Origin of the sequence: Billgrantia ethanolica, from assembly GCF_021404305.1 — a bacterium.
GTDB classification, from domain to species: Bacteria; Pseudomonadota; Gammaproteobacteria; order Pseudomonadales; family Halomonadaceae; genus Halomonas; species Halomonas ethanolica.
On the sequence record NZ_JABFTX010000003.1, the window covers coordinates 116,655 to 140,169 of the forward strand.

General features: G+C 66.1%; 24 protein-coding genes. 8 read left to right on the forward strand and 16 right to left on the reverse strand.

From position 1 onward, the window contains the following. The first annotated feature begins 43 nt into the window (after positions 1-43). On the forward strand, positions 44-556 hold the full coding sequence (locus HOP53_RS13540; protein ID WP_234270527.1) for a DUF3087 family protein: 513 nt from the start codon (positions 44-46) through the stop codon (positions 554-556). A 2-nt stretch (positions 557-558) separates the two neighbouring features. Here HOP53_RS13540 and hemB read toward each other — a convergent pair whose 3' ends face one another. Next, positions 559-1,551 carry a porphobilinogen synthase gene (hemB, locus tag HOP53_RS13545; RefSeq protein WP_422677618.1) on the reverse strand — a complete coding sequence of 331 codons (993 nt, stop codon included), beginning with the start codon at positions 1,549-1,551 and terminating at the stop codon, positions 559-561. Positions 1,552-1,794: 243 nt separating this feature from the next. Here hemB and elbB point away from each other — a divergent pair, with 243 nt between their 5' ends. Beyond that, entirely contained in the window at positions 1,795-2,457 is a 663-nt protein-coding gene (gene elbB, locus HOP53_RS13550) for an isoprenoid biosynthesis glyoxalase ElbB (RefSeq protein WP_234270529.1), read from the forward strand. 86 nt (positions 2,458-2,543) lie between these two features. Here the strand turns inward: elbB and tatC are convergent, their stop codons facing one another. The 13 genes from tatC to HOP53_RS13615 all read right to left on the reverse strand — a co-directional run bounded on the left by tatC (position 2,544) and on the right by HOP53_RS13615 (position 15,042). Continuing rightward, the gene (gene tatC, locus HOP53_RS13555; RefSeq protein ID WP_234270530.1) at positions 2,544-3,323 is read right to left on the reverse strand and encodes a twin-arginine translocase subunit TatC; all 780 of its coding nucleotides are present in this window, start codon (positions 3,321-3,323) and stop codon (positions 2,544-2,546) included. Then, entirely contained in the window at positions 3,320-3,760 is a 441-nt protein-coding gene (tatB, locus tag HOP53_RS13560; RefSeq protein WP_234270531.1) for a Sec-independent protein translocase protein TatB, read from the reverse strand. The genes tatC and tatB overlap by 4 nt, the downstream gene beginning before the upstream one ends. A 6-nt stretch (positions 3,761-3,766) precedes the next feature. Beyond that, the gene (gene tatA, locus HOP53_RS13565) at positions 3,767-4,027 is read right to left on the reverse strand and encodes a Sec-independent protein translocase subunit TatA (protein ID WP_103970092.1); all 261 of its coding nucleotides are present in this window, start codon (positions 4,025-4,027) and stop codon (positions 3,767-3,769) included. A 46-nt stretch (positions 4,028-4,073) separates the two neighbouring features. After that, positions 4,074-4,409 (reverse strand): phosphoribosyl-ATP diphosphatase, encoded by a 336-nt coding sequence (locus HOP53_RS13570; protein ID WP_234270532.1) that lies wholly within the window; start codon positions 4,407-4,409, stop codon positions 4,074-4,076. Between the two features lie 30 nt (positions 4,410-4,439). Further along, complete coding sequence (ubiB, locus tag HOP53_RS13575) at positions 4,440-6,062, reverse strand: ubiquinone biosynthesis regulatory protein kinase UbiB (RefSeq protein ID WP_234271057.1); 1,623 nt, start codon at positions 6,060-6,062, stop codon at positions 4,440-4,442. Further along, positions 6,062-6,700, reverse strand: coding sequence for a ubiquinone biosynthesis accessory factor UbiJ (locus HOP53_RS13580; RefSeq protein WP_234270533.1), 639 nt, complete (start codon positions 6,698-6,700; stop codon positions 6,062-6,064). Before HOP53_RS13580 ends, ubiB begins: the two co-directional genes overlap by 1 nt. A gap of 7 nt (positions 6,701-6,707) precedes the next feature. Continuing rightward, complete coding sequence (ubiE, locus tag HOP53_RS13585) at positions 6,708-7,475, reverse strand: bifunctional demethylmenaquinone methyltransferase/2-methoxy-6-polyprenyl-1,4-benzoquinol methylase UbiE (protein WP_234270534.1); 768 nt, start codon at positions 7,473-7,475, stop codon at positions 6,708-6,710. Positions 7,476-7,618: 143 nt separating this feature from the next. Further along, positions 7,619-8,002, reverse strand: a complete 384-nt coding sequence (locus HOP53_RS13590) for a gamma-butyrobetaine hydroxylase family protein (protein ID WP_234270535.1) — start codon at positions 8,000-8,002, stop codon at positions 7,619-7,621. A gap of 236 nt (positions 8,003-8,238) precedes the next feature. Further along, positions 8,239-9,561, reverse strand: a complete 1,323-nt coding sequence (hslU, locus tag HOP53_RS13595; protein WP_234270536.1) for an ATP-dependent protease ATPase subunit HslU — start codon at positions 9,559-9,561, stop codon at positions 8,239-8,241. A gap of 11 nt (positions 9,562-9,572) precedes the next feature. Further along, positions 9,573-10,091, reverse strand: coding sequence for an ATP-dependent protease subunit HslV (gene hslV, locus HOP53_RS13600; RefSeq protein WP_234270537.1), 519 nt, complete (start codon positions 10,089-10,091; stop codon positions 9,573-9,575). A 169-nt stretch (positions 10,092-10,260) separates the two neighbouring features. Then, positions 10,261-10,986 (reverse strand): SPOR domain-containing protein, encoded by a 726-nt coding sequence (locus HOP53_RS13605; protein ID WP_103970093.1) that lies wholly within the window; start codon positions 10,984-10,986, stop codon positions 10,261-10,263. Between the two features lie 3 nt (positions 10,987-10,989). After that, complete coding sequence (gene argS, locus HOP53_RS13610; RefSeq protein WP_234270538.1) at positions 10,990-12,675, reverse strand: arginine--tRNA ligase; 1,686 nt, start codon at positions 12,673-12,675, stop codon at positions 10,990-10,992. A 135-nt stretch (positions 12,676-12,810) separates the two neighbouring features. Continuing rightward, positions 12,811-15,042, reverse strand: a complete 2,232-nt coding sequence (locus HOP53_RS13615) for a primosomal protein N' (protein WP_234270539.1) — start codon at positions 15,040-15,042, stop codon at positions 12,811-12,813. A 184-nt stretch (positions 15,043-15,226) separates the two neighbouring features. Here HOP53_RS13615 and rpmE point away from each other — a divergent pair, with 184 nt between their 5' ends. Further along, positions 15,227-15,442, forward strand: a complete 216-nt coding sequence (gene rpmE / locus HOP53_RS13620; RefSeq protein WP_026038326.1) for a 50S ribosomal protein L31 — start codon at positions 15,227-15,229, stop codon at positions 15,440-15,442. A 255-nt stretch (positions 15,443-15,697) separates the two neighbouring features. After that, on the forward strand, positions 15,698-16,969 hold the full coding sequence (locus HOP53_RS13625; protein WP_234270540.1) for a malic enzyme-like NAD(P)-binding protein: 1,272 nt from the start codon (positions 15,698-15,700) through the stop codon (positions 16,967-16,969). An 87-nt stretch (positions 16,970-17,056) separates the two neighbouring features. Here the strand turns inward: HOP53_RS13625 and HOP53_RS13630 are convergent, their stop codons facing one another. Both HOP53_RS13630 and HOP53_RS13635 read right to left on the reverse strand, forming a co-directional pair. Beyond that, the gene (locus HOP53_RS13630; protein WP_234270541.1) at positions 17,057-17,827 is read right to left on the reverse strand and encodes a DUF481 domain-containing protein; all 771 of its coding nucleotides are present in this window, start codon (positions 17,825-17,827) and stop codon (positions 17,057-17,059) included. Positions 17,828-17,934: 107 nt separating this feature from the next. Next, entirely contained in the window at positions 17,935-20,460 is a 2,526-nt protein-coding gene (locus HOP53_RS13635) for a penicillin-binding protein 1A (protein ID WP_234270542.1), read from the reverse strand. 270 nt (positions 20,461-20,730) lie between these two features. Between HOP53_RS13635 and pilM the strand changes: the two genes are divergently transcribed. The 4 genes from pilM to HOP53_RS13655 are packed head-to-tail and all read left to right on the forward strand — an operon-like array spanning position 20,731 to position 23,508. Continuing rightward, positions 20,731-21,792, forward strand: coding sequence for a type IV pilus assembly protein PilM (gene pilM, locus HOP53_RS13640; RefSeq protein ID WP_234270543.1), 1,062 nt, complete (start codon positions 20,731-20,733; stop codon positions 21,790-21,792). Beyond that, positions 21,789-22,370 (forward strand): PilN domain-containing protein, encoded by a 582-nt coding sequence (locus HOP53_RS13645; protein ID WP_234270544.1) that lies wholly within the window; start codon positions 21,789-21,791, stop codon positions 22,368-22,370. Before pilM ends, HOP53_RS13645 begins: the two co-directional genes overlap by 4 nt. Beyond that, on the forward strand, positions 22,367-22,990 hold the full coding sequence (locus HOP53_RS13650; protein ID WP_234270545.1) for a type IV pilus inner membrane component PilO: 624 nt from the start codon (positions 22,367-22,369) through the stop codon (positions 22,988-22,990). Before HOP53_RS13645 ends, HOP53_RS13650 begins: the two co-directional genes overlap by 4 nt. Continuing rightward, a complete protein-coding gene (locus HOP53_RS13655) occupies positions 22,987-23,508 on the forward strand; it encodes a pilus assembly protein PilP (protein ID WP_234270546.1) in 522 nt (173 codons plus the stop codon). The genes HOP53_RS13650 and HOP53_RS13655 overlap by 4 nt, the downstream gene beginning before the upstream one ends. The last annotated feature ends 7 nt before the right edge of the window (positions 23,509-23,515 follow it).

Consider the following 23,515-nt stretch of genomic DNA (forward strand, 5'->3'; position numbering starts at 1 on the left):
GCCGGGATAATTCCCGGCATTCTCGTTGCAACAGGAGTTGGGCATGCCGTTTTCCTTCGAATACCACGACCCCGAGACCTACCGCCGCAAGGCCCGGCTGATCAGCCTGGCCATGGCCGGTCAGCTCATCGTCTTCGGCCTGGTGTTCTCCCAACTGCTGGTGGCGGCCTTCGGCTCCAGCCTGTGGCTCAACGCCCTGGGCGTATTCCTGGGGCTATTGGCCACCAGCCTGACCTTTGCCGTGCTGCGTGAGCGCCCCTGGATGACCGAGATGCGCTATGTCTGGCAGCTCAAGCACCAGCTCTCCCGGCTCAGCGGCTACCTTGCCACGCTGCGCCGGGAAATGGACCAGGGCAATCACGTCGCTCTGCACCTGATGACCGCCTACCACCAGGGCATGGTCCAGCTTGCCGAACTCAACGGGCGCACCCTGGACGACGATGCCGAGCAGCTCGGCGAGCGTGCCAGGATCCGTCGGCTGCGCGAAGAGCGCGGGCTGCCCGAACAAGTCGAAGGCTTCGACCCCAACGATCTGGCAGCCTTCAAGCGCAGTTGAGGCTAAACGGCGAGCAAATGGGCGGCGCGCTTGGCGAAATAGGTCAGGATGCCGTCGGCCCCGGCGCGCTTGAAACAGATCAACGACTCGAGCATCACCTCGTCGCCATCGAGCCAGCCATTCTCGAAGGCGGCCATGTGCATGACGTACTCCCCGCTGACCTGGTAGGCGTAGGTGGGCACCTTGAGCTCATCCTTGATGCGTCGCACTACGTCCAAATAGGGCATGCCGGGCTTGACCATCACCATGTCGGCGCCTTCGGCCAGATCCAGGGCCACCTCGTGTAGCGCCTCGTCGCTGTTGGCCGGATCCATCTGGTAGGTGCGCTTGTCGGCCTTGCCCAGGTTGGCGGCGGAGCCCACCGCGTCGCGGAAGGGACCGTAGTAGCGCGAGGCGTACTTGGCGCTGTAGGCCATGATGCGCACGTTGTGCAGATGCTCCTGCTCGAGCACCTGTCGAATCTCGCCGATGCGCCCATCCATCATGTCGGAGGGGGCCACCACGTCGGCACCGGCCTCGGCGTGGGACAGGGCCTGCTTGAGCAGCGTCTCCACCGTGCGGTCGTTGAGCACGTAGCCGGTGTCGTCGATGATGCCGTCCTGACCGTGAATGGTGTAGGGATCTAGCGCCACGTCGGTCATGATGCCGAGCTCCGGCACGGCGTCCTTCAGCGCTCTCACGCTGCGCTGCACCAGGCCGTTGGCGTTGTAGGCTTCCTCGGCCAGTTCGCTCTTCAGCGCCTGATCTACCACCGGGAACAGGGCCAGGGCCGGGATGCCCAGCTCGTACGCCTCGCGTGCTTCCTGAATCAGCAGGTCCAGCGACAGGCGCTCCACTCCCGGCATCGAAGGCACGGCCTCGCGGCGCTGCTCACCGTCGAGCACGAATACCGGCCAGATCAGATCGGCGGCGGTCAGGGTCGACTCCCGCATCAGGCGGCGCGAGAAGTCGTCACGCCGCATGCGGCGCATACGCGTGGCGGGGAATTGGCGCATGGTGTGGAAACTCAAGGCTCTCTACTCCGGCTGTGGCCACTGCCGCCATGGTGTCAGCTGGCGGTAGTGTGCCTGGAAAGAATGATGATGCAATGACAAGCGAGTGTATGGAACGAGTATATCAGTGCCACCCCAAGCCGAAAGTCGCGCCTTGTCGCACCCCGCGCGACTCTCTAAAGTGTTGGCTTCGGGAACAAAGGCTGAGCTCTTCATTCGAAGCGCCTTTACAACAAGGAGAAAGGCATGAGCAAACAAGTGGCGGTCATCCTGTCGGGTTGCGGTGTCCAGGATGGCTCGGAAATCTACGAGACCACGCTGACCCTGCTGCGGCTGGATCAGTTGGGTATCGGCCATCGTTGCTTCGCGCCGGACATCATGCAGCACCATGTGATCGATCACCTCAGCGGTGAGGTAGTCGAGGGTGAGGCGCGCAACGTATTGATCGAGTCGGCGCGCCTGGCGCGGGGCAATATCGCATCGCTCGACGAGCTGGACGTCGATGAGTTCGATGCCGTCATCCTGCCCGGTGGCTTCGGTGCGGCCAAGAACCTCTCCAACTTCGCCGAAGCCGGCAGTGACATGGAGCCGCTGCCCGAGCTGGTCGAGGCGCTGGCTCCTTTCCATGAGGCGCGCAAGCCCATTGGCCTGATGTGCATCGCTCCCGCCCTGGTGCCCAAGCTGCTGGGGCCGGGCATTGCCGTGACCATCGGCCACGACCCCGGCGTTTCTGGCGCCATCAGCTCCATGGGCGGGCTGCACCGCAGCTGCGGCGTGGAGGACATCGTGGTCGACTTCGAGAACCGCGTGGTGACCACCCCGGCCTACATGCTCGCCACACGCATCGGCGAGGCCGCTACCGGCATCTTCAAACTGGTGGAGCGTATCGACGAGCTGATGGATCTCTGAGGCCGTGTGATAAGCGGTAATGAAAGCGCCCCGCTTCCTTCGAAGCGGGGCGCTTTCTTATGTTTCGGGCTTTATGTGTTTCGGACTCAGGCCTCGTCGCGCTCTTCGCTGGCCTCGGCCGACTTGCGCCGCCGCCGACGTACTAGGCGGCCGAACAGAATGCCCACTTCGTAGAGCAGATACATGGGGATGGCCAGCAGGCTCTGGGAGATCACGTCGGGCGGGGTCAGCAGCATGCCGACCACAAAGCAGCCCAGGATGATGTAAGGGCGCTTCTTCGACAGGCTCTCCACCGTGGTGGCGCCGGAGGCGATCAGCAGAAAGGTGGCGATGGGAATCTCGAAGGCCACGCCGAAGGCGAAGAACAGCTTGAGAACGAAGTTCAGGTATTGATTGATATCGGTCATCACTGCCACGTTCTCCGGCCCGGTCTGGGTGAAGAACTGGAACAGCAGCGGGAAGACGGCGTAGTAGGCGAAGGCGGCACCGGCATAGAACAGGCCCACACTCGAGGCCAGCAGCGGCAGGGCCAGCGCCTTCTCGTTGTCGTACAGGCCGGGGGCGACGAAGGCCCAGGCCTGGTGCAGCACGTAGGGGATGGCGATGAACACCGCCACCACCAGGGTCAGCTTGAAGGGGGCCAGGAACGGCGAGGCCACCTCGGTGGCGATCATCTGCGAGCCTTCCGGCAGCATGCCCATCAGCGGCTGGGCCACGAAGGTGTAGATCTCGTTGGCGAAGGGGTACAGGCCGAGGAAGATCACGAAGATCGCCACCACCGCCCGCAGCAGACGCGAACGCAGCTCGATCAGGTGCTCGATCAGGGGGGCCTGGCCAAGTTCCTGCTTGTCGTCGGAGTCGCTCATCGGGAAGCGGCGTCCTTGTCATCGTCGGGAGTAGAGGAGGGCGTTTCGTCGCTTTGCCTGACCTCGGCCAGCGCCTCGTCGAGCCGCACCGAGGCGGGCGGCGGCTCGGCGTCGGGCTTGCGCTCGGGCGTGGCCGGCTTGTCGTCGTCGCCCCTTCGCGGGGTCGAGGTGGAGTAGGGCTGGGCGATGCTCTCCACGTCGCGCTTGGCCTTGTTCAGGCTCTCGTCGAGCTTGCTCTGCTGCTCCTTGAGCTTCTGCCGCAGCTCCTCCGCCTCGAGCTGGGAGTTGATCTCGCGCTGCATGCCCGACACGGTGCGCTTGATCTTGCCGATCCACAGCCCTGCCGTGCGCGCAGCCTTGGGCAGGCGCTCGGGGCCGAGCACCAGCAGGCCCACAATGCCCAGGATCAGAAGTTCGAGAAAGCCGATATCAAACATGGAGACTTACTTGCGCTCTTCTCGTTCCTCGACGCCGTCTGCGCTCTTCTTCTCTTCGGCGCGGACGTCATAGGTGTTGGGCTGCTCTTCGTGGGTCACCTTGGCCTGCGGCTTGTCCTTGTCGTCGCCTTCGTTGACGGCCTGCTTGAAGCCCTTGACCGCGCCGCCCAGATCGGAGCCGACGTTGCGCAGCTTCTTGGTGCCGAAGATCAGAATGATGATGCCGAGTACGATCAGCAGTTGCCAGATACTGATGCCACCTAACATGAAGGTTACCTCTGAGTCGGGATTCCGGCGGATCCGGAAGTCATTTTTACTTTGACCTTGCGGCCTTCTCTTCGTGCCCGGATATTCCGAAACGCCGGGCCAGCTCGTCGAGCACGTCCCGGTGGTCGAGTCCAAGATGCGACAGCATCACCAGGCTATGAAACCACAGGTCGGCGGTTTCGGCGACCAACGCTTTACGTTCGTCGTCGCCACCTGTCTCGGCATCCTTGGCTGCCAGCAGGGTCTCCGTGGCTTCCTCTCCGACCTTTTCGAGTATCTTGTTAAGCCCCTTGGCATGCAAGGCGGCCACATAGGATTCGGCGGGGTCGGCGCTGCGGCGGCTGGCCAGCACGTCGAAGAGTTCGTCGAGAATATCACGCATGCGGGCAGCTCCGTTTGCGGTGGGTCAAGTTCATTGCCAGGCCAGCAGCACGAGCCCGATGAGCCCGGCCGCCAGTACCGGCCAGGGTTGGTTTGCGGCCCATTCGGTGAGCGGCTGCCAGGCCAGCGCCAGCGCCGCCAGCAGCAGCCCCAGGCGCAGGCGTCTGCCGCCGCGCCGGCCGGCGTGCAGGTGGCGCTGGATGCCGCTCAGAGCGAGGGCCTGGCGGCGACGCTGACGATGCTCCTGTTCGAGGCGACTCAGGGCCTGGTGGGCCACGCTGGGCAGTTCGGGTAGCTGACGCGACAGTTCCGGCGCCTGGCGCTTGAGCGACTCCCACAGGCCCACGGCGCCGGCACGTTCCTGCATCCAGCGCTCCAGGTAGGGCTTGGCGGTGCTCCACAGGTCGAGATCTGGATAGAGCTGGCGCCCCAGCCCCTCGATGTTGAGCAGGGTCTTCTGCAGCAGCACCAGCTGCGGCTGGACCTCCATGTTGAATCGCCGCGCGGTCTGGAACAGCCCCAGCAGCACCTGACCGAAGGAGATGTCCTTGAGCGGCTTTTCCAGGATCGGCTCGCATACCGTGCGGATGGCGGCGGCGAACTCGTTGGCCCGGGTCTCCTCGCCGACCCAGCCCGACTCGATATGCAGGGCGGCGACCTGATAGTAGTCCTGATGGAAGAAAGCCAGCAGGTTGCGCGCCAGGTAGTCCTGGTCTTCCCGCGTCAGGCTGCCGACGATACCGCAGTCGATGGCGATGTATTGCGGGTCCTGTGGATTCTCGCGGGCGACGAAGATGTTTCCCGGGTGCATGTCGGCGTGGAAGAAGTTGTCGCGAAACACCTGGGTGAAGAAGATCTCCACGCCGCGCTCGGCGAGGCGCTTGAGATCGGTGCCCTGGGCCTTGAGTGCAGCGATGTCGGCCACCGGGATGCCGTGGATGCGCTCCTGGACCATGACCCGCTTGCGCGTCAGCGACCAGTGGATCGCCGGCACGTAGAGCAGCGGCGAGCCGTTGAAGTTGCGCTTGAGCTGAGAAGTGTTGGCGGCCTCCTTGCGCAGGTCGAGCTCGTCGAACAGGGTCGCTTCGTAATCGCGCACCACCTCCACCGGACGCAGGCGGCGCGCCTCGGGGAGCAGCGTCAGCAGACCGGCCACGCGGTACATCAGCGCCATGTCCTGGCGCATGACCCGGTCGATGGCGGGGCGGATGATCTTGACCACCACGTCCTCGCCGCTGTGCAGGCGGGCGGCGTGCACCTGGGCGATGGAGGCCGAGGCCAGCGGCTCGTGCTCGAAGTGGGCGAAGGCGACGTCGAGCGGCATGCGCAGCTCGCTCTCCACCAGTGCCCGTGCCTCCTCGCCGGGGAATGGCGGCACCTGGTCCTGCAGGCGGCGGAGTTCGTCTGCGATCTCCTCGGGCAGCAGGTCGCGGCGGGTGGAGAGCAGCTGACCGAATTTTACGAATACCGGGCCGAGCGATTCCAGCGCCAGGCGTAGGCGCTCGCCCCCCGTGCGTCGACCCACCGGCACCACGCGCAGCGGTGAGAACAGGAAGGCCAGCCGCAGCCACCAGGGCAGGCGCTGCAGCGGCAGTAGAGTGTCGAGCCGGTAGCGGGTGATCACCCAGATGATGCGCAGCAGGCGAAACAGCATCATGCCGTGGCCTCACTTTCCAGCCGGCGCCGCAGGCGGCTCAGGCGGGCCTCGAGACGGTCGGCAGCCACTTCCAGCTCGGTGAGGTGATCGCGCAGGGTATCGAACTGCTGGCGTCCGGGCAGCAGGCGGGCCTCCTCGAACACGTATTCGGCGATATCGGCGCGCATCTCCTCCTGAGCGCGCAGGCCCCAGCGGGCCATGCGCTTGAGCCCCTCGGCCAGGCTATGGGCCGGCACGTCGCCCAGCCAGCGGGCCAGCTCGCCCTCCCAGTCGATGTCGAGATCGAAGAACAGGTCGCGCACCTCCTCGAGCAGATGCACGCGCCCGCGTACCGCCAGCCGGCCGCGGAACATCAGGCGCTCCATCGACTCGCCGCCCAGCAGTTCACCGAGTGTTTCGGTATCGAGTTCGACCACGGTATCGACGGCGCTCTCGTCGGGCTCGTCCTGACGCATCAGGTCTACGCCGTGCGGGTGGAAGCCGATCAGCAGCGTCAGCGCCGGGCGCTCCAGGCGCAGCAGCAGCCGGCTCCCGGCCAGCCGTGACAGACGCGTGGGGGCGGCCATGTCGCGGGCGAGCAGGGCATTGAGGGTGCGCTCGATGCCGGCCAGCAGCAGGGTCGGAGTCAAGGTCATTGCGCCCTCAGAGCTTGATGCCGCGATGCAGGGCGACGATGCCCCCGGTGAGATTGGTGTACTCGACCCGTTCGAGGCCGGCCGCTTCCATCATTTGCTTGAGCGTCTCCTGGTCGGGATGCATGCGGATCGACTCGGCCAGGTAGCGATAGCTGTCGGCATCGCCCGCCACCATTTGGCCCATGCTGGGCAACAGGCGGAAGGAGTACTCGTCGTAGGCGCGGCTCAGCACGGGGTTGTTGGGCTTGGAGAACTCCAGCACCAGCAGACGGCCGCCGGGCTTGAGCACCCGGGCCATGGAGCGCAGGGCGGCGTCCTTGTCGGTGACGTTGCGTAGGCCGAAGGCGATGGTGATGCAGTCGAAGCTGTTGTCGGGAAACGGCAGGCACTCGGCGTTGGCCTGCACGTATTCGACGTTGCCGCCGACGCCGTTGTCGAGCAGCTTGTCGCGCCCGACCCGCAACATGGACTCGTTGATGTCGGCCAGTACCACCCGGCCGCGGGGGCCGACCATGCGCGAGAACTTGAGCGTCAGATCGCCGGTGCCGCCGGCGATGTCGAGCACGCTGTGACCGGGGCGCACCCCGCTGCGCTCGATGGTGAGCCGCTTCCACAGCCGGTGGATGCCGAACGACATGAGATCGTTCATGACGTCGTAGCGAGCCGCCACGGAGTGGAAGACGTCGGCCACGCGCGAGGCCTTCTCCTCGATCGGCACTTCCTGATAGCCGAAGTGAGTCGTGCGCTGGTCCCCGGGGGTGGAGTGAGGGCTCATGCGTGAAAGGCTCCCGAATCGCTGCGAAAGGTGAGGCTGGGCCTCATGCTGGGCCACATTGTAGCCTTCCCCCGGCTGCCTTGTCTTTGACCTGCTGGGGCTACTGAAGCTGCTCGATCTCGATTAGAGCGGCCCGATCTTGATTAGAGCTGCTTGATCTCGATGCCCAGCGGTTCGCGACTCGCGCCGGCCTTTTCCAAGCGCTGGAGATAATCGGCCCAGTAGGCCTCGCGATGCTCGATCAGCTCATGCAGGTATTCCCAGCTGTAGATGCCGCTGTCGTGGCCGTCGTCGAAGGCGAGCTTGACGGCATAGCGGCCCACCGGCTCGATGTTCTTGAGGCCGACGTCCTTCTTGCCGACCTGCAGCACGGCCTGGCTGGGGTGGTGGCCGCGCACCTCGGCGGAGGGCGAGTAGACCCGCAGGTACTCCACCGGCAGGCGGTGGCTCTCGCCGTCGGCGTAGCTGAGTTCCAGCTCGCGGGCCTTCTTGTGGTAGTGGATCTTGCTGGGGATGGAGGCTGGCATATCGATGTCCTTCTCAGCATGGGCGGCAGGCACAGGGCGCACGATACGCGACAATCAAGAGCGAAACCCTGGCCCTTCGCTTGCAGCTTGCGCGTCGGACAGGATCAAGGTCCCTCTTGCCTGTCCTCGATCGACATCCCTGTCGATCGCCGCGCGCTGCTACGCTTGGGCCAGCGCTCTTGCTAAGGTCGCTTGATCGCTCGCCCTGTGCCGTTCACAACGGCTCGTCTCACACGCTACAGGATATACCGCGACAGATCCTCGTCCATGGCCAGCTCGCCGAGCTGGGAGTCGACGTAGGCGGCATCGATCGACAGCGGGCTGCCGAAATCGCCGCCCTTGAACGAGGCCTCCTCGAGCAGCCGTTCCATCACCGTATGCAGGCGCCGTGCGCCGATGTTCTCGGTGCCCTCGTTGACCTTCCAGGCGATCTCGGCGATGCGCTCGATGCCGTCCTCGGTGAACTCGATCTCGAGCCCCTCGGTGGCCAGCAGCGCCTTGTACTGCTTGGTCAGGGCAGCGGAGGGCTCGGTGAGGATGCGCTTGAAGTCGTCGGGGGTGAGCGCCTCGAGCTCGACCCGGATCGGCAGGCGGCCCTGCAGCTCGGGGATCAGGTCGGAGGGGCGCGACAGGTGGAAGGCGCCGGAGGCGATGAACAGGATGTGGTCGGTCTTGACCATGCCGTACTTGGTCGAGACGGTGGAGCCCTCGATCAGCGGCAGCAGGTCGCGCTGCACGCCCTCGCGGGAGACCTCGCCGCCGCTGGACTGGCCGCTGCCCTTGGCCACCTTGTCGATCTCGTCGAGAAAGACGATGCCGTTCTGCTCCACGGCGTCGATGGCGCGGTGCTTGATCTCCTCCTCGTTGACCAGCTTGGCGGCCTCCTCGTCGCGCAGCAGGGCGAAGGCGTCCTTGACCTTGACCCGGCGGGTTTCGGTCTTGTGGCGGCCCATGTTGGAGAACAGGCTCTGCAGCTGGCTGGTCATCTCCTCCATGCCCGGCGGGGTCATGATGTCGATGCCCGGGCCCTGGGGGGTGATCTCGATGTCGATCTCCTTGTCGTCGAGATCGCCCTCGCGCAGCTTCTTGCGGAAGATCTGGCGCGTCGAGCTGTCGCTGCGTGCGTTGTCTTCCTGGCCGCGGGGCGGCGGCAGCAGGGCATCGAGGATGCGATCCTCAGCGGCGTCCTCGGCGCGGTGGCGCACCTCGTCCTTGGCCTGCTCGCGTACCAGTTTGATGGCGGCTTCGGTGAGGTCGCGGATGATCGATTCCACGTCGCGGCCGACATAGCCCACTTCGGTGAACTTGGTCGCCTCGACCTTGATGAACGGGGCGCGGGCGAGCTTGGCCAGGCGGCGGGCGATCTCGGTCTTGCCCACCCCGGTGGGGCCGATCATCAGGATGTTCTTGGGCGTGACCTCGGGGCGCAGCTCGTCGTCGAGCTGCATGCGCCGCCAGCGGTTGCGCAGGGCGATGGCCACGGCGCGCTTGGCGTCCTGCTGACCGACGATGTACTGATCCAGGGCGTGGACGATCTCGCGGGGTGTCATCTGGGACATGGTGGCGGCCTTCAGAGCGTTTCGAGAGTGACGTGGTGGTTGGTGAACACACAGATGTCGCCGGCGATGGAGAGCGACTTCTCGGTGATCTCCCTGGCCGAGAGGTCGGTGTTCTCCAGCAGCGCGCGGGCCGCGGCCAGGGCGAAGTTGCCGCCCGAACCGATGGCGATGATGCCGCGCTCCGGCTCCACCACGTCACCGTTGCCGGTGATGATCAGCGAGGCGTTCTTGTCGGCCACGGCCAGCAGCGCCTCGAGGCGGCGCAGGGCGCGGTCAGTGCGCCAGTCCTTGGCCAGCTCCACGGCGGCCTTGACCAGATTGCCCTGGTACTTCTCGAGCTGCGCCTCGAAGCGCTCGAACAGGGTGAAGGCGTCGGCGGTGCCGCCGGCGAAGCCTGCCAGCACCTGGCCGCGATAGAGGCGGCGTACCTTGCTGGCGTTGCCCTTCATCACGGTATTGCCCAGCGATACCTGGCCGTCGCCGGCCAGGGCCACCTGGTCACCGCGGCGTACGGAAACGATCGTGGTCATGGAGATAACTCCGTAACGGGGAGCCGGGGACTCCCGGTGACTTTCGGCCCCCGTAGAACGGGGGCCGGACAAGAGCGTTCAGGGTAGGTGTGGGCGGTAGAGGACGAATTCAAGCGCCTCGCGACGTTGCGGCTGCTCGGGATACCAGCAGGCCGTGGCAATGCCTTCCTCAGTTGGTGGCCCGGTGGCGCAGTGGCGTGATGCCCTGAGTCGTCATCAGGTCCTCGGCGCGATTCAGCTCACGGGTATCGTCGTAGGGTCCCACCATCACCCGATGCCAGGTCTGGCCATCGGCGGACTGGACCTGGCTGACCTGGGCCATCAGGCTCAGGTTGCGCAGCCGCTGGCGCAGCTGCTCGGCGTCTCCCGGTTCGCGGAACGAGGCTGCCTGCAGCATGTAGCGCGTGCCTGCCGGTGCCGCCGCTTCGCTCTCCGGTGTGGCGTTGACCTCATCGCGCAGGTTGGCGGCGATGACCTGCGCGATGGGGTCGTCGGCCGGTGCCTGCTCGGCGGCGGCGCTGGGCTCGAGTGGCGGCGGCACGTTGACCGTCGGCTCCGGCGGCGAGGCGGTGGAGGCCACCTCCCGCGGTGCCACCACCTCTTCGGGCAGCAAGGTGTAGAACTCGAAGGTCGGCATGCGCGGTTCCCGCGGCTCGACGCTCGGCGCCGGCTCGACGGTCTCGGTCGGCGTACGCGGCATCAGCCTGGCCAGCGGCGAGTCGCTGCCCTCCTGCCAGGGCGCGGTGCCGTGCTGGTGCTGGGCCAGCAGGAAGCCGGCAATGACGCCGCCCAGTGCCCATAGCCAGCCGGGCAGGCGGAAGCCCTGGCCTCTGGCGGGGGCTCGCTTGCGGCTGGTAGTGGCGCCGCGTTTCTTGGGCGTGCGACGGGCGGCCATGGCTTACATCTCCTCCGGGGCGCTGACCCCCATCAGATCGAGACCGTTACGCAGCACCTGGCGCGTGGCCAGGCCCAGGGCCAGGCGGGCGTTGCGCAGCTCGTCGTCGTCGACCATCACCTTCACGGCGTTGTAGCAGGAGTGGAACTCGGCGGCGAGGTCGAGCAGGTACTGGGCCACCTGCTGCGGCTCCCGCGAGGCGGCGGCATGGGCGACCACTTCCGGGAAGCGTGCCAGGCGGTTCATCACCGCCTTCTCCTGATCCTCCTCGAGACGGCCGAGGCTGACCATGGCCAGGTCGTGATCGAAGCCGAGCCCCTGGGCCTCGGCCTTGCGCAGCATGCTGCACACCCGGGCATGGGCATACTGCACGTAGTAGACCGGGTTGTCGTTGGACTGCGAGCGGGCCAGGTCGATGTCGAAGGTGAGCTGCGAGTCGGCGCGGCGTGCGGCGAGGAAGAAGCGCGTGGCATCGCGGCCCACCTCGTCGATCAGGTCGCGCACGGTGACGTAGCTGCCGGCGCGCTTGGAGAGCTTCACCTCCACCCCGGAGCGGGTCACCATCACCATCTGGTGCAGCACGTAGTCGGGCCAGCCCTGGGGGATGCCGGTTTCCAGCGCCTGCAGGCCGGCGCGCACCCGGGTCACGGTGGAGTGGTGGTCGGCACCCTGCTCGTTGATCACGGTCTCGAAGCCGCGCTGCCACTTGTTCAGGTGGTAGGCCACGTCGGGCAGGAAATAGGTGTAGCTGCCGTCGGACTTGCGCATCACCCGGTCCTTGTCGTCGCCGAAGTCGGTGGTGCGCAGCCACAGGGCGCCGTCCTGCTCGTAGGTGTGACCGCCGGCGATCAGGCGTTCTACCGCCTCTTCCACCTTGCCTTCGCGATAGAGCGAGGACTCCAGGAAGTAGACGTCGAAGGAGACGCCGAAGGCCTTGAGGTCGAGATCCTGCTCGCGGCGCAGCCAGGCCACGGCAAAGTCGCGGATGGCATCGAGGTCGTCCGGGTCGCGCTTGGCGGTGACGTGACGGTCGTCGGCATGCACCGTCTCGCCGGCCAGATAGTCGTTGGCCACCTCGGTGATGTAGTCGCCGCGGTAGCCGTCTGCGGGCCAGGCGTCGTCGTCCGGCGTCAGGCCCTTGGCGCGGGCCTGTACCGAGAGGGCCAGGTTGGCGATCTGGGCGCCGGCGTCGTTGTAGTAGAACTCGCGGGTCACGTCATAGCCGGTGGCCTCGAGCAGCCGGCTGATACAGTCGCCGATGGCGGCGCCGCGGCCGTGGCCCACGTGCAGCGGGCCGGTGGGGTTGGCGGAGACGAACTCCACCTGCACCTTGCGGCCGCGCCCGGCCAGGCTGCGGCCGAAGGTGTCGCCGGCCTCGAGCACCTGGCGCACGACCTGCGCGGCGGCATCGGTGGCGGCAAAGAAGTTGATGAAACCGGGGCCGGCGATCTCCACCTTCTCCACGGCGTCGCTCTGCGGCAGCGCGGCGATCAGCGCCTCGGCCAGTTCGCGGGGCTTCTTGCCGGCGGGCTTGGCCAGCATCAGCGCCAGGTTGGTGGCGTAGTCGCCGTGGGCCTTGTCCTTGGTCGGGTCGACCTTGAGGGTCGGCGTGACGTCGGCGGGCAGGGCGCCCTGCTGCTTGAGCGTATCGACGGCGTTCTCGAGCAGGGAAATGATCGTCTCTTTCATGAAGCGGTTATGTCCTGTAGCGGCTGGCGCACGAGATGGTGACGGTGACAAGGCACTCGCAAAAAGGCGCGGCCACGAAAGTTTGGCTGGTCGGCCATTATCGGCAATTGTGCCGCGGCTTTAAAGGTCGTGCGTTCAGGCAAGCGTCTGCGGGTCGACGTCCAGCGACCAGCGTACCCGACGGGCCTCAGGCGAAGCCTCCAGCCAGGCGGTGAGCCGGGCGCAGGCGGCGTGGAGCTGGCTGCGCCGACTGCCGCTCAGCATCAATTGCATATGATAGCGGTTCTGACGACGTTCCATGGGGGCGGGCACGGGCCCCAGGCAGCTCACGTCGGGGGCGTGCGCTGCCAGCCAGTCGCGCAGCACCGCGGCCGCCTCGCGGCCGAGCGCCGTTGCCGCCTCTTCCCGCGGGCTCTCCAGGCGCAGCAGGGCGAGAAAGCGAAACGGGGGCAGGGCGGCGGCGCGACGCTCGGCCAGCAACTGGGTGGCCAGGGCGTCGTAGCCGTGCTCGGCGAGCAGCCGCAGGTGCGGATCGTCGGTGTGCAGGGTCTGGACCAGCACGCGACCGGGATGGGCGGCACGGCCGGCACGGCCGGCTACCTGGGTGAGCAACTGGGCGCTGTGTTCCAGGGCGCGAAAGTCGCTGGCATAGAGCCCGGCATCGGCGTTGACCACGATCACCAGGGTGACGTGGGGCAGGTGGTGGCCCTTGGCCAGCATCTGCGTGCCCACCAGCAGGCAGGGCTCGCCGCGTCTGACCTCGGCGAGGGTGCGCTCGAAGGCGTCGCGGCGCCGTGTGCTGTCACGGTCGATACGGTGCACCGGTACCTTGGGGAAGAGCGTGGCCAGGGTCTCCTCGGTGCGCTCGGTGCCGCTGCCCAAGGGGCGCAGATCGGCGCTGCCGCAGTCGGGGCAGGCATCCGGCACCGGGCGGCGCTTGTCGCAGTGGTGGCAGGCCAGCATCGGCGGCTGGCGATGCAGGGTCATGCGTGCGTCGCAGGAGTCGCAGTCGGCCAGCCAGCCGCAGGCGTGACAGGCCAGGGTCGGCGCGAAGCCGCGACGGTTGATGAACACCAGCACTTGGTGCCCGGCTGCGAGGGTGGTGCGAATCGCCTCGATGGCCGGTGGGATGAGCCCGCCCTGGCGCGGCCGGCCGCGAAGGTCGGTGAGCTCCAGCCGGGCCGGGGCATGACGGCTGGCGCGACGGGTCAGGCGCAGGTGCCGATAGTTGCCGCGCTCGGCGTGATAGAGGCTCTCCAGCGAGGGCGTGGCGCTGCCCAGTACCAGCGGAATACCGTGATGCTTGGCGCGGGCTACGGCCAGATCGCGGGCGTGGTAGCGAAGGCCCTCCTGCTGCTTGAACGAGCCGTCGTGCTCCTCGTCGACGATGATCGCGCCGGGCCGCGCCAGTGGTGTGAAGATCGCCGAACGGGTGCCGATGACGATGGGCGCGCGGCCGCTGGCGACGGCCTCCCAGGTGTCCAGACGTTCGTTGTCGGTAAGTCCCGAGTGCAGCGCCACCACCGGCACCCGAAAGCGGCTGCGAAAACGCGCCAGGGTCTGCGGGGTCAGGCCGATCTCCGGCACCAGCAGCAGCGCCTGGCGGCCGCGGGCGACCACCGCCTCGATCAGCTGCAGGTAGACCTCGGTCTTGCCGCTGCCGGTCACGCCGTGCAGCAGGCAAGGGTGAAAGGCGTCGAGGCGCTCGTGGATGGCCGCCAGCGCCTGGGCCTGTTCGCGGTTGAGCGGCAGTGCCGGCTCGGCGAGCAGTTGCTCGGTGGCGGGCTCGGCGGCGGTCAGGGGAATCTCTTCGCGCACGGCGAGACGTTTTTCCACCAGCGTGGCCAACTGGTCGCGGGAATAGCCCTGAGCCACTATCGCCTGGGTAGGCAGTCCGTGGGGATGCTGGTGCAGCATGGCCAGCAGCTCGGCCTGGCGCGGCGCTCGTTTCAGGCGCGGGTCGTCGCGGTCGGGCTCCATCAGGGCCTGCCAGCGCTCACGCATGCGACCGGCCAGGGGGCGGCCCTGGCGTAGCAGCACAGGCATCGCCTGATGCAGCGTATCGCCCAGCGAATGCTGGTAGTAGCGCGCGGTGAAGCGGCACAGCCACAGCCAGTCCTCGGGCAGCGGCTCGGCGTCCAGCCAGCTCTCCACCGGCTTCAGCTGCTCTAGGGGGAAGTCGCTGCGCTCGCTGCACTCCACTACCACGCCGACCACTTGGCGCCGCCCGAACGGCACGCGCACGCGAATGCCGGGCTGCCAGCCGCCGGCAGGCGCTTCGCGGCACGGGCGGTAGTCGAACAGGCGTCGCAGTGGGGTGGGCACCGCCACCCGCAGCACGCGCGGCGGGGAGAGGGATTCTGGCAATTGGCCTCCGTCGTCGACTCTGCTAGAATATCCGGCCGTCGTGGCATCTGGCTCTGAGGCTCGGGCCCGGCGGCTACCGGTTGGTTGAAACGACTTAACGTTGTACGCGTAGCGACGATAGACAACCCGTATGCGGTGCCTGGCAACGGATCAGGTGGCGGCATACCGCTCCATGAGGCTCAAGATGAAACAAGGTATTCACCCGGATTACAAGAAGGTCACTGCGACTTGCTCCTGCGGCGCGACCTTCGAGGTCGGCACCACCGTCGGCCATGACCTGTCACTGGACGTCTGCTCTCAGTGCCACCCCTTCTACACCGGCAAGCAGAAGCAGGCGACCACCGGTGGTCGCGTCGAGCGCTTCAACAAGCGTTTTGGAGCTGCCATCAAGCGCGGCTGATCCGGCTCGCCTAGGGCGACGATCGCAGTGCGAGAAAACCCGCCGTCACGGCGGGTTTTCTTTTGCCCGCCGTTTGTCACGGGAGATCGATAAGGTATCGGTTATGGTTGCTTTGGGAGGTATAAGTTGCAGCAAATGGTCAGCAACGTTCGCGAAAGCGCGCATAAAAAGCGCGAACGGGTGTTTCATTGAGATGTGGAAGGTTTTTCTATATGGTAGGTGGCCCTTCCCCAAGATGGATACCGGACTTTCAGCATGACAGACGCCAAGAAGCAGGCAGCGCTGGACTATCACGCCAAACCGATTCCCGGAAAGCTCTCCGTGGAGCTGACCAAGCCCACCGCGACCGCTCGTGATCTCTCCCTTGCCTACAGTCCAGGTGTCGCCGAGCCGGTTCGGGAAATTGCCCGTGACCCGGAGAATGCTTACCGCTACACCGGCAAGGGCAATCTGGTCGCGGTGATCTCCGACGGCAGCGCCATCCTCGGCCTGGGCAATCTCGGTCCGCTGGCCAGCAAGCCGGTGATGGAAGGCAAGGGCGTGCTGTTCAAGTGCTTCGCCGGCATCAACTCGGTGGACGTCGAGGTCAATGCCGAGAGCCCCCAGGCCTTCATCGACACGGTAGCGCGCATTGCCGATACCTGGGGCGGCATCAATCTCGAGGACATCAAGGCGCCGGAGTGCTTCGAGATCGAAGAGGCTCTCATCGAGCAGTGTAGTGTTCCCGTTTTCCATGACGATCAGCACGGCACCGCCATCGTTACCGCGGCCGGCATGCTCAACGCGCTTGAGATCGCCGGCAAGCGGCTGGAAGATGCCAAGATCGTCTGCCTGGGCGCCGGCGCGGCAGCCATCGCCTGCATGAAGCTGCTGCTGGCCTGCGGGGCGCGCTCCGAGAATCTGGTGATGCTCGATCGTCGCGGCGTGATCCACGCCGGGCGCGAGGGACTCAACCCCTACAAGGCGATGTTCGCGCGGGAGACCGACAAGCGCACCCTGGACGATGCCATCGACGGCGCCGATGTCTTCATCGGCCTTTCTGGGCCCAACCTGATGACCGCCGAGCACATCCGCAAGATGGCGCCGACCCCCATCGTCTTCGCCTGCACCAACCCCGATCCGGAGATTCATCCCGACGTGGCACGCGAGGCGCGCCCCGACGTGATCATGGCCACCGGTCGTTCCGACTATCCCAACCAGGTCAACAACGTGCTGGGCTTTCCCTTCATCTTCCGCGGAGCGCTGGACGTGCGTGCTACGCGCATCAACGAGGAGATGAAAGTGGCCGCGGTGCATGCGCTCAAGGATCTGGCGCGGGAGCCGGTGCCTCAGGAGGTGCTGGACGCCTACGAGCGCGAGCACATGGAATTCGGTCCCGAGTACATCATCCCCACGCCGGTCGATGTGCGCCTGCTGGAGCGGATCCCGGCGGCGGTGGCCCAGGCAGCGGTGGACTCCGGCGTGGCACGGCGTCCTTATCCCGCCCACTACCCGCTGAAGACGGTGGATGACGTCTACGGCGGCTGATCGACTGCGTTCTAAGCTTCGTCACCAATCCACTGCGCCGGCCCTGGGGCCGGCGCAGTGCGTTGTATGGGTGTGGTCAGGAAGCGATTACCAGGTGTAGAGCAGCGTCACGCTGGTGGTATGGTCGGTGTTGGCATCGGCCGTCTCCGGCGGGCTCGAGTTGTGCCTAACCTCGTGAGAGAGACGCAGCGACAGGCGCGAGTTGAGCCTGGCGGTCAGCGCGGACACCGAGCGAGACGTGGTGTTCTCGTTGGCGGCTTCCACCGACATTTCCTGGCGTACATAGGAGTGGGGGGAGAGCGTCCACATGTAATCGAGAGCGGTGTACAGCAGCCCCAGATTGTCGTTCTCCTCATCCTTGATTTGGTCGAAGCGATAGCCTGGCCCCGCTTCCAGCGAAAGACGGTGGCGCTGGGTATCGATCACGTCGCGTCCATAGCCGCCGATGGCAGTGAGCTGATGCTCGTAGCCGCTGAAGCGGTCCCGCTCCCAGCGGCCGAAGCCGAACAGGTAGTGGGGACCGTTGAAGTCGTAGCGTTCACGCAGCGAGAGCAGGTACTGCTCGGCGCTGGTGGTGCCGTCTCGGGTCACGTTGCGCACTTCACCACGCAGGGTGTGGCTCAGGCGACCCGTCAGCCAGGTGAGCCGGCTCTTGCCGATCAGGGTCTGACTATCGGTATTGCCGGCGAGGTGGGTGTAGCCGAGCTCGGCTTCACCGCTGAAGCCAGGGGCGTCATCCTCGGGTTGCGGCGGTGCATAAAAGACGCTGGCGGCAAGGGCGAGGCCCGGAAAAAGCAGAAGCAGAAGTGTGAGTCCCGAGGCACTCCATGGCCTGAGTCGTGGCCTGAGTTGTGGCATGGCAACGAACCTGTCCTGTTGTCCAAGGTCAAGCCGCCTCGAGGGGCGGCGTTTCGTCAGTCGACAAGACGATGGCGGCATCCTTGCCGCCGGGAGTGGCGAGTCCTCTAGAAGATCGCCTCATAGCTACCGGTGCCCTGGGAGCCGCTGCGCTGCTCGATCTCCTGCTCGACGCGGCGAGGTTCCATGTCGGGCAGATAGTCCGGATGGAAGATCTCGCTGATCCCACCGGACTGGCCGTCGGCCAGACGACGGCCGGTCTGGGCGTCGACGCGGGCAGTGACGAGGCCGGCAGGCGGTTCGGGCCTGGCTTCCGGGCGGCCGTTGAGCGCATTGCCCATGAAGTCGATCCAGATCGGCAGGGCGGCGTTACCGCCGTATTCGGCGATGGTCTCGTTGTTGTCCTTGCCGATCCAGACGGTGACCACCAAGTCGTCGTTGTAGCCGGCGAACCAGCCGTCACGCTGGTTGTTGGTGGTGCCGGTCTTGCCCACCACGTCGTTGCGATTGAGCGAAAGCGCGGAGCGCCCGGTGCCGCTCTCGATCACGTCGCGCAGCATGTCGCGCAGAATGTAGACGGCGGTGGGGTCGGCGACCCGGGGGGCCACGTCATAGGTCCGGCCATCGATGACGACCTCGGTCTGACCCTCGTCGCAGCTACGGCAGGCGATGGCCGGGCGGGCCTCGTCGAGCACGTTGTCGTCGCTGCCGCGGGAGACGCGCTCGATGAACCACGGCGACACCCGAAGACCGCCGTTGGCCAGTACGGCATAGGCATTGGTCATCTCCAGCGGCGTCAGGTCGGCGCTGCCCAGCGCCAGCGACAGGCCGTGGGGCAAGCGGCTGCGGCTGAAGCCGAAGCCTTCCAGGTACTCGATGGTGCTGTCGAGGCCCAGGGTCTGCAGTATGCGGATGGTCACCAGGTTGCGGGAGCGGGCCAGGGCTTCGCGCAGCCGGGTCGGGCCGAGGAAATCGCCGCTGGCATTCACCGGACGCCACAGGCTGCTGCCGTCGTGCATGACCACGGGGGCGTCGTTGACCACGGTGGAGGCGGTCATCAGGCCGGTATCCAACGCGGCGAGGAAGACGAACGGCTTGAAGATCGAGCCGGACTGGCGCTGGGCCTGCACCGCGCGATTGAACTTGCTGGCGTTGAAGCTGAAGCCGCCCTGAAGGGCGAGAATGGCGCCGGTGTCAGGCTCCATCACCACGATCGAGCCTTCGGCGTCGGGGCGCTGGGAGAGCCGCCAGCTGCCATCGTTGCGCTGCAGGATGCGTACCAGGTCACCGCGCGCGGCGATCTCGCTCGCCGAGCTCGGCTCCGGCCCACGGGCCCTGGGGCTACGGTAGGCGCGGGCCCAGGACAGGCCGTCCCAGTTCAGTGTGACGAGCTCGCCGCCACGGGTCAGTACGCGCATCTCGCGCCCTTCGCTGGCCACCACGATGGCCGGCTGTAGCGGGCCGAAGCCGGGGGTCCGCTCGAGTACCCGCAGCCAGTTGCTGACGTCGCCTTCGATGCCTTCCACGCGGGTCTGGCTGCGCTCGGCGGCCTGGCGGGCGGTCTGCATGATCTCCGGCGACTCGGCCAGCTCTTCCTCCAGGCCGCGGCGCTCGGTGCGGGCCTGAGCCTCGGCCAGACTCGAGGGAATTTCACGCTCCTCCGGGCCGCGCCAGCCATGGCGGGTGTCGTAATCGATCAGGCCGCGGGCCAGAGCCTGGCGGGCGTAGGGCTGCAGCTCGCTGTCCAGCGTGGTGTGGATGCGATAGCCGCCGGTATAGGCTTCCTCGCCGAAGCGCTCCACGGCGTACTGACGTGCCATCTCTGCCACGTAATCGGCGTCGACCTCGATCTGGGCCACGTGGCGGCGGGCCGTGACCGGCTCCTGCACGGCGGCTTCGTAGGTCGCCTGGTCGATGTTGCCGAGCTGGCGCATGCGGTAGAGGATCCAGTTGCGGCGGATCAGCGAGCGCTCGGGATTGGCCAGCGGGTTGAACGACGAAGGTGCCTTGGGCAGGCCGGCGATCATCGCCTTCTCTGCCAGGGTCAGCTCTTCCAGCGGCTTGTTGTAGTAGACCTCCGCGGCGGCGGCGATGCCGTAGGCGCGGTTGCCCAGGAAGATCTTGTTGACGTAGAGCTCGAGGATCTCCTCCTTGGTAAGGATGCGCTCCATCTGCAGTGCCAGCAGGATTTCTCGAATCTTGCGGGTGAAGGTGCGGTCGAGCGTGAGCAGGTAGTTGCGCGCCACCTGCATGGTGATGGTGGAGCCGCCCGACTGGATGTCGCCACCGCTGGAGACCAGTTCCACGGCGGCTCGCGCCAGGCCGCGGGGATCGACGCCGCGATGCTCGAAGAAGGAGGCGTCCTCGGCGGCCAGCAGTGCCTGGATGAAGTCCTCGGGTATCTCGTCGAAGGAGACCGCCATGCGGCGCTCTTCGCCGAACTCGCCGATCAGCTTGCCGTCACGGGTGAAGACGCGCAGCGGCGTGTGCAGCTCGAAGTCCTGCAACTGGCGCACGTCGGGCAGGCCGGGTGAGAAGTAGAGGGCCGCCCCGGCCACGCTGAGTAGAGCAGCGGCGGTCAAGGATACCAATAGCCAGAAGGCCGAGAAAACCAAAGTCTTGATCCACTTCATGAAAAGGCGTTGTCCGTGGTGAGAGCATGAAGAAAGGGCGATGAAAGGAAGCCTTCGCTGGCCTGCACATTATAAGGAATCCGGACCTGCTACCACCAGCGTTGAGGGAGTGTCCGTCCAACTTTGTGTGAGCTGGCCAAATTTCAGGTAACCTCGGCCACAGAGAGCGAGTATGATTTCTGCCAGCCTTGGCGTACCAGATACCCTGAGGCGCATAATCATAATGTAGGACAGGCGCTCATCGCAGCGTATACGCAAGGGCAACGATTGATGCGACTCAGACCCTCCGGTAAAGGGTTGATCGGTGTCGACATTACCTCGGCAACGGTCAAGCTGATCGAACTCAGGCGGATGGGTGCCCGCTACCAGATCGAAAGCTATGCCGTCAGACCACTGCGTGAAGGTGCCGTGGTCGAACGGCGCATTCGCGACATGGGCGAAGTGGCCGACGTGCTGCGGCGAGCCGTGGAGAGCGCCCGGCCAACGTCACGCCAGGCCGTGGCAGCCGTCCCGGCCAGTGCCGCCATCACCAAGACCCTCACGCTTCCCGCCTCGCTCAACGATGACGAGATCGAGGCGCGCATTCAACTCGAATCTGACAAGCACATTCCGTTTCCGTTCAGTGAGGTGGCGTTCGATTTTCAGCGCCTCGGACTGAACGCCCGCTACGGCGATCAGCAAGACGTGCTGCTGGTCGCCTGCCGACAGCAGGACGTGCACCAGCTTACCGATGCGCTGAGCCAGGCTGGCCTGATACCGGCGGCGGTGGATGTGGAAGCCTTTGCCATGGAACGCGCCTTCGGTGAGCTACGCCAGCAGCTGCCGCCCGCGGCGGGCGAGGACGACTGCGTGGCGCTGGTCGACATCGGCGCCACCATGAACGCTTTTCACGTGCTGCGCGGTGGTCGCATCGTCTACAGCCGCGACACCGTCTTCGGCGGTCGTCAGCTCACCGAGGAGATTCGTGCACGCTATGGCTTGACCCTGGAGGAGGCAGGGCTGGCCAAGAAGCGCGGCGGCCTGCCCGAGGATTACCACGCCAGCGTACTGAGCCCTTTCATCGAAACCATCGTTCAGCAGGTCGGACGCTCGCTGCAGCTCTACTACACCGCGGGGCGCAAGCATGAGGTGAAGCGCATGGTCCTCGCCGGCGGCTCCAGCGTGATTCCGGGGCTGGCCGAGCGGCTCGCCCAGGAGAGCGCCATGCAGGTGGTGATCGCCAATCCTTTCCTGCGCATGAAGATCAATTCACGTATCGACGTGCAGACCCTGGCCAGCGATGCGCCGGCCATGGTGACCGCTTGCGGCCTGGCGATGAGGTCGGTCTCATGAGCATCGAAATCAATCTCCTGCCCTGGCGGGAGCAGCAACGCGCCCGCCGCAGCCGGCGCTTCTATCTGGCTCTGGCGGCGATGGCGGTGTTCGGCGGCGCCGGTGGGCTGGGCATGATGCACTATTACGACATGGCAGTGAGCGCACAGCAGCAGCGCAACGCTCATGTACAGGCTCGCATGCAGCAGCTCGACGGCGACATCCGTTCGATTCGCGAATATGAAGCGATACGTGAGCGCATGATCGGTCAGGTCCAGGTCTTCAGTGACCTGCAGCAGGGTCGCTCCCAGACCGTGCGTGTCTTTCGCGATCTGACCCTGAGCCTGGTCGATGGCGTTCACTACACCCAACTGAGCCGGCAGGGCGATCAGCTGCGGCTGTCGGGCCGGGCCGAGAGCAACCATCGCGTCTCCGAGCAGATGCGTGCCCTGGCCGTCGCGCCTTCGTTCTCAGAGCCGGTGCTGTCGGAGGTCGAAGCCGACGGCGGCGGTGAGCGCCGTCGCTTCAGTCTTGGCGTGGTGCAGCTGATAGAAGGTGCCCAGGTGGCGGAAAGCGGTGAGGCGGGAGACGAGTCATGAACCTGCAAGCAGAGATTCGTCGTCTTCGCGAACTCGACTGGCGCGAACTGGACCTCAAGGAGTCCGGCACCTGGCCGCTGCTGCTGCAGTGGTTCTGCTGCCTGCTCGTGCTGGGCCTGACCTTTGCCGCGACACACTGGTACCTGGCCGGCCCCAAGGGCGATGAGCTCCAGCGTGCACAGGCCGAGGAGGTGCGCCTGCTGGCGGACTACCGCAACCGTGCCGCTCAGGCCGCCCAGTTGCCGGAGATGCTCGAGCAGATGGCCCGGCTCGAAACGCGCATGAGCGAGCTCATGGCCATGCTGCCTTCCGGTGCCGAGATTCCCTCGCTGATCGACAGCGTCAGCGAAACCGCCCTCGACCACCACCTGACGATCGACTTCATTCGTCTGCGCAGCACCGTGGAGCGTGACTTCTATATCGAGCGACCTTTCGACATCCAGGTAGAGGGCGAATACCACCACATTGCCGGCTTCCTTGCCGGCGTTGCGGCATTGCCACGTATCGTCACGCTGCACGACTTCGTGCTGGCGCCGGTGGAGGGTGGCGATCGTCTGCGTCTCTCCATGCTGGCCAGAACCTACAGCTATCGGCCGCAGGGCGGGGAGGAGGCGCGATGAAAGTGCGCTGGCTACTGGTAGTGGCAACCCTGCTGGTGGCCGGCTGCGCCGATCCGCAGCTGGGCGAGCTGGACCGCCGATTGACCGACATTCGCAACGATCCCGGTACGCCGCGCCCGCTGGAAATGCCGGAGGTGCCCGACTACCAGTCGGTACCCTACCAGGCCAGCGATCGCCGCAGCCCGTTCAGGCCGCAGCTGCCGGAGCCGGACGCGGTGCCGCGGGGCAGCAGCGACCTGGCGCCCGACCCCGAACGCGCCCGGGAGTCGCTCGAGGCATACGACCTGGAAGCGCTCAGGCTGGTGGGCATCTTGACCATGGGCGGCCAGACGAATGCCCTGGTGAGGGCGCCGGGGGGAGAAGTGCATCGCCTGCGCACCGGCAACCATCTGGGGCGCAATCACGGCCGGGTGGTCAGCGTCACCGACTCGTCGGTGCAGTTGGTGGAGCTGGTGCCCACCGGCGGCGGCGGGTGGATGGAGCGAACGGCTCGCCTGGCGCTCGAAGAGCGTCGCTAGAGCAAAG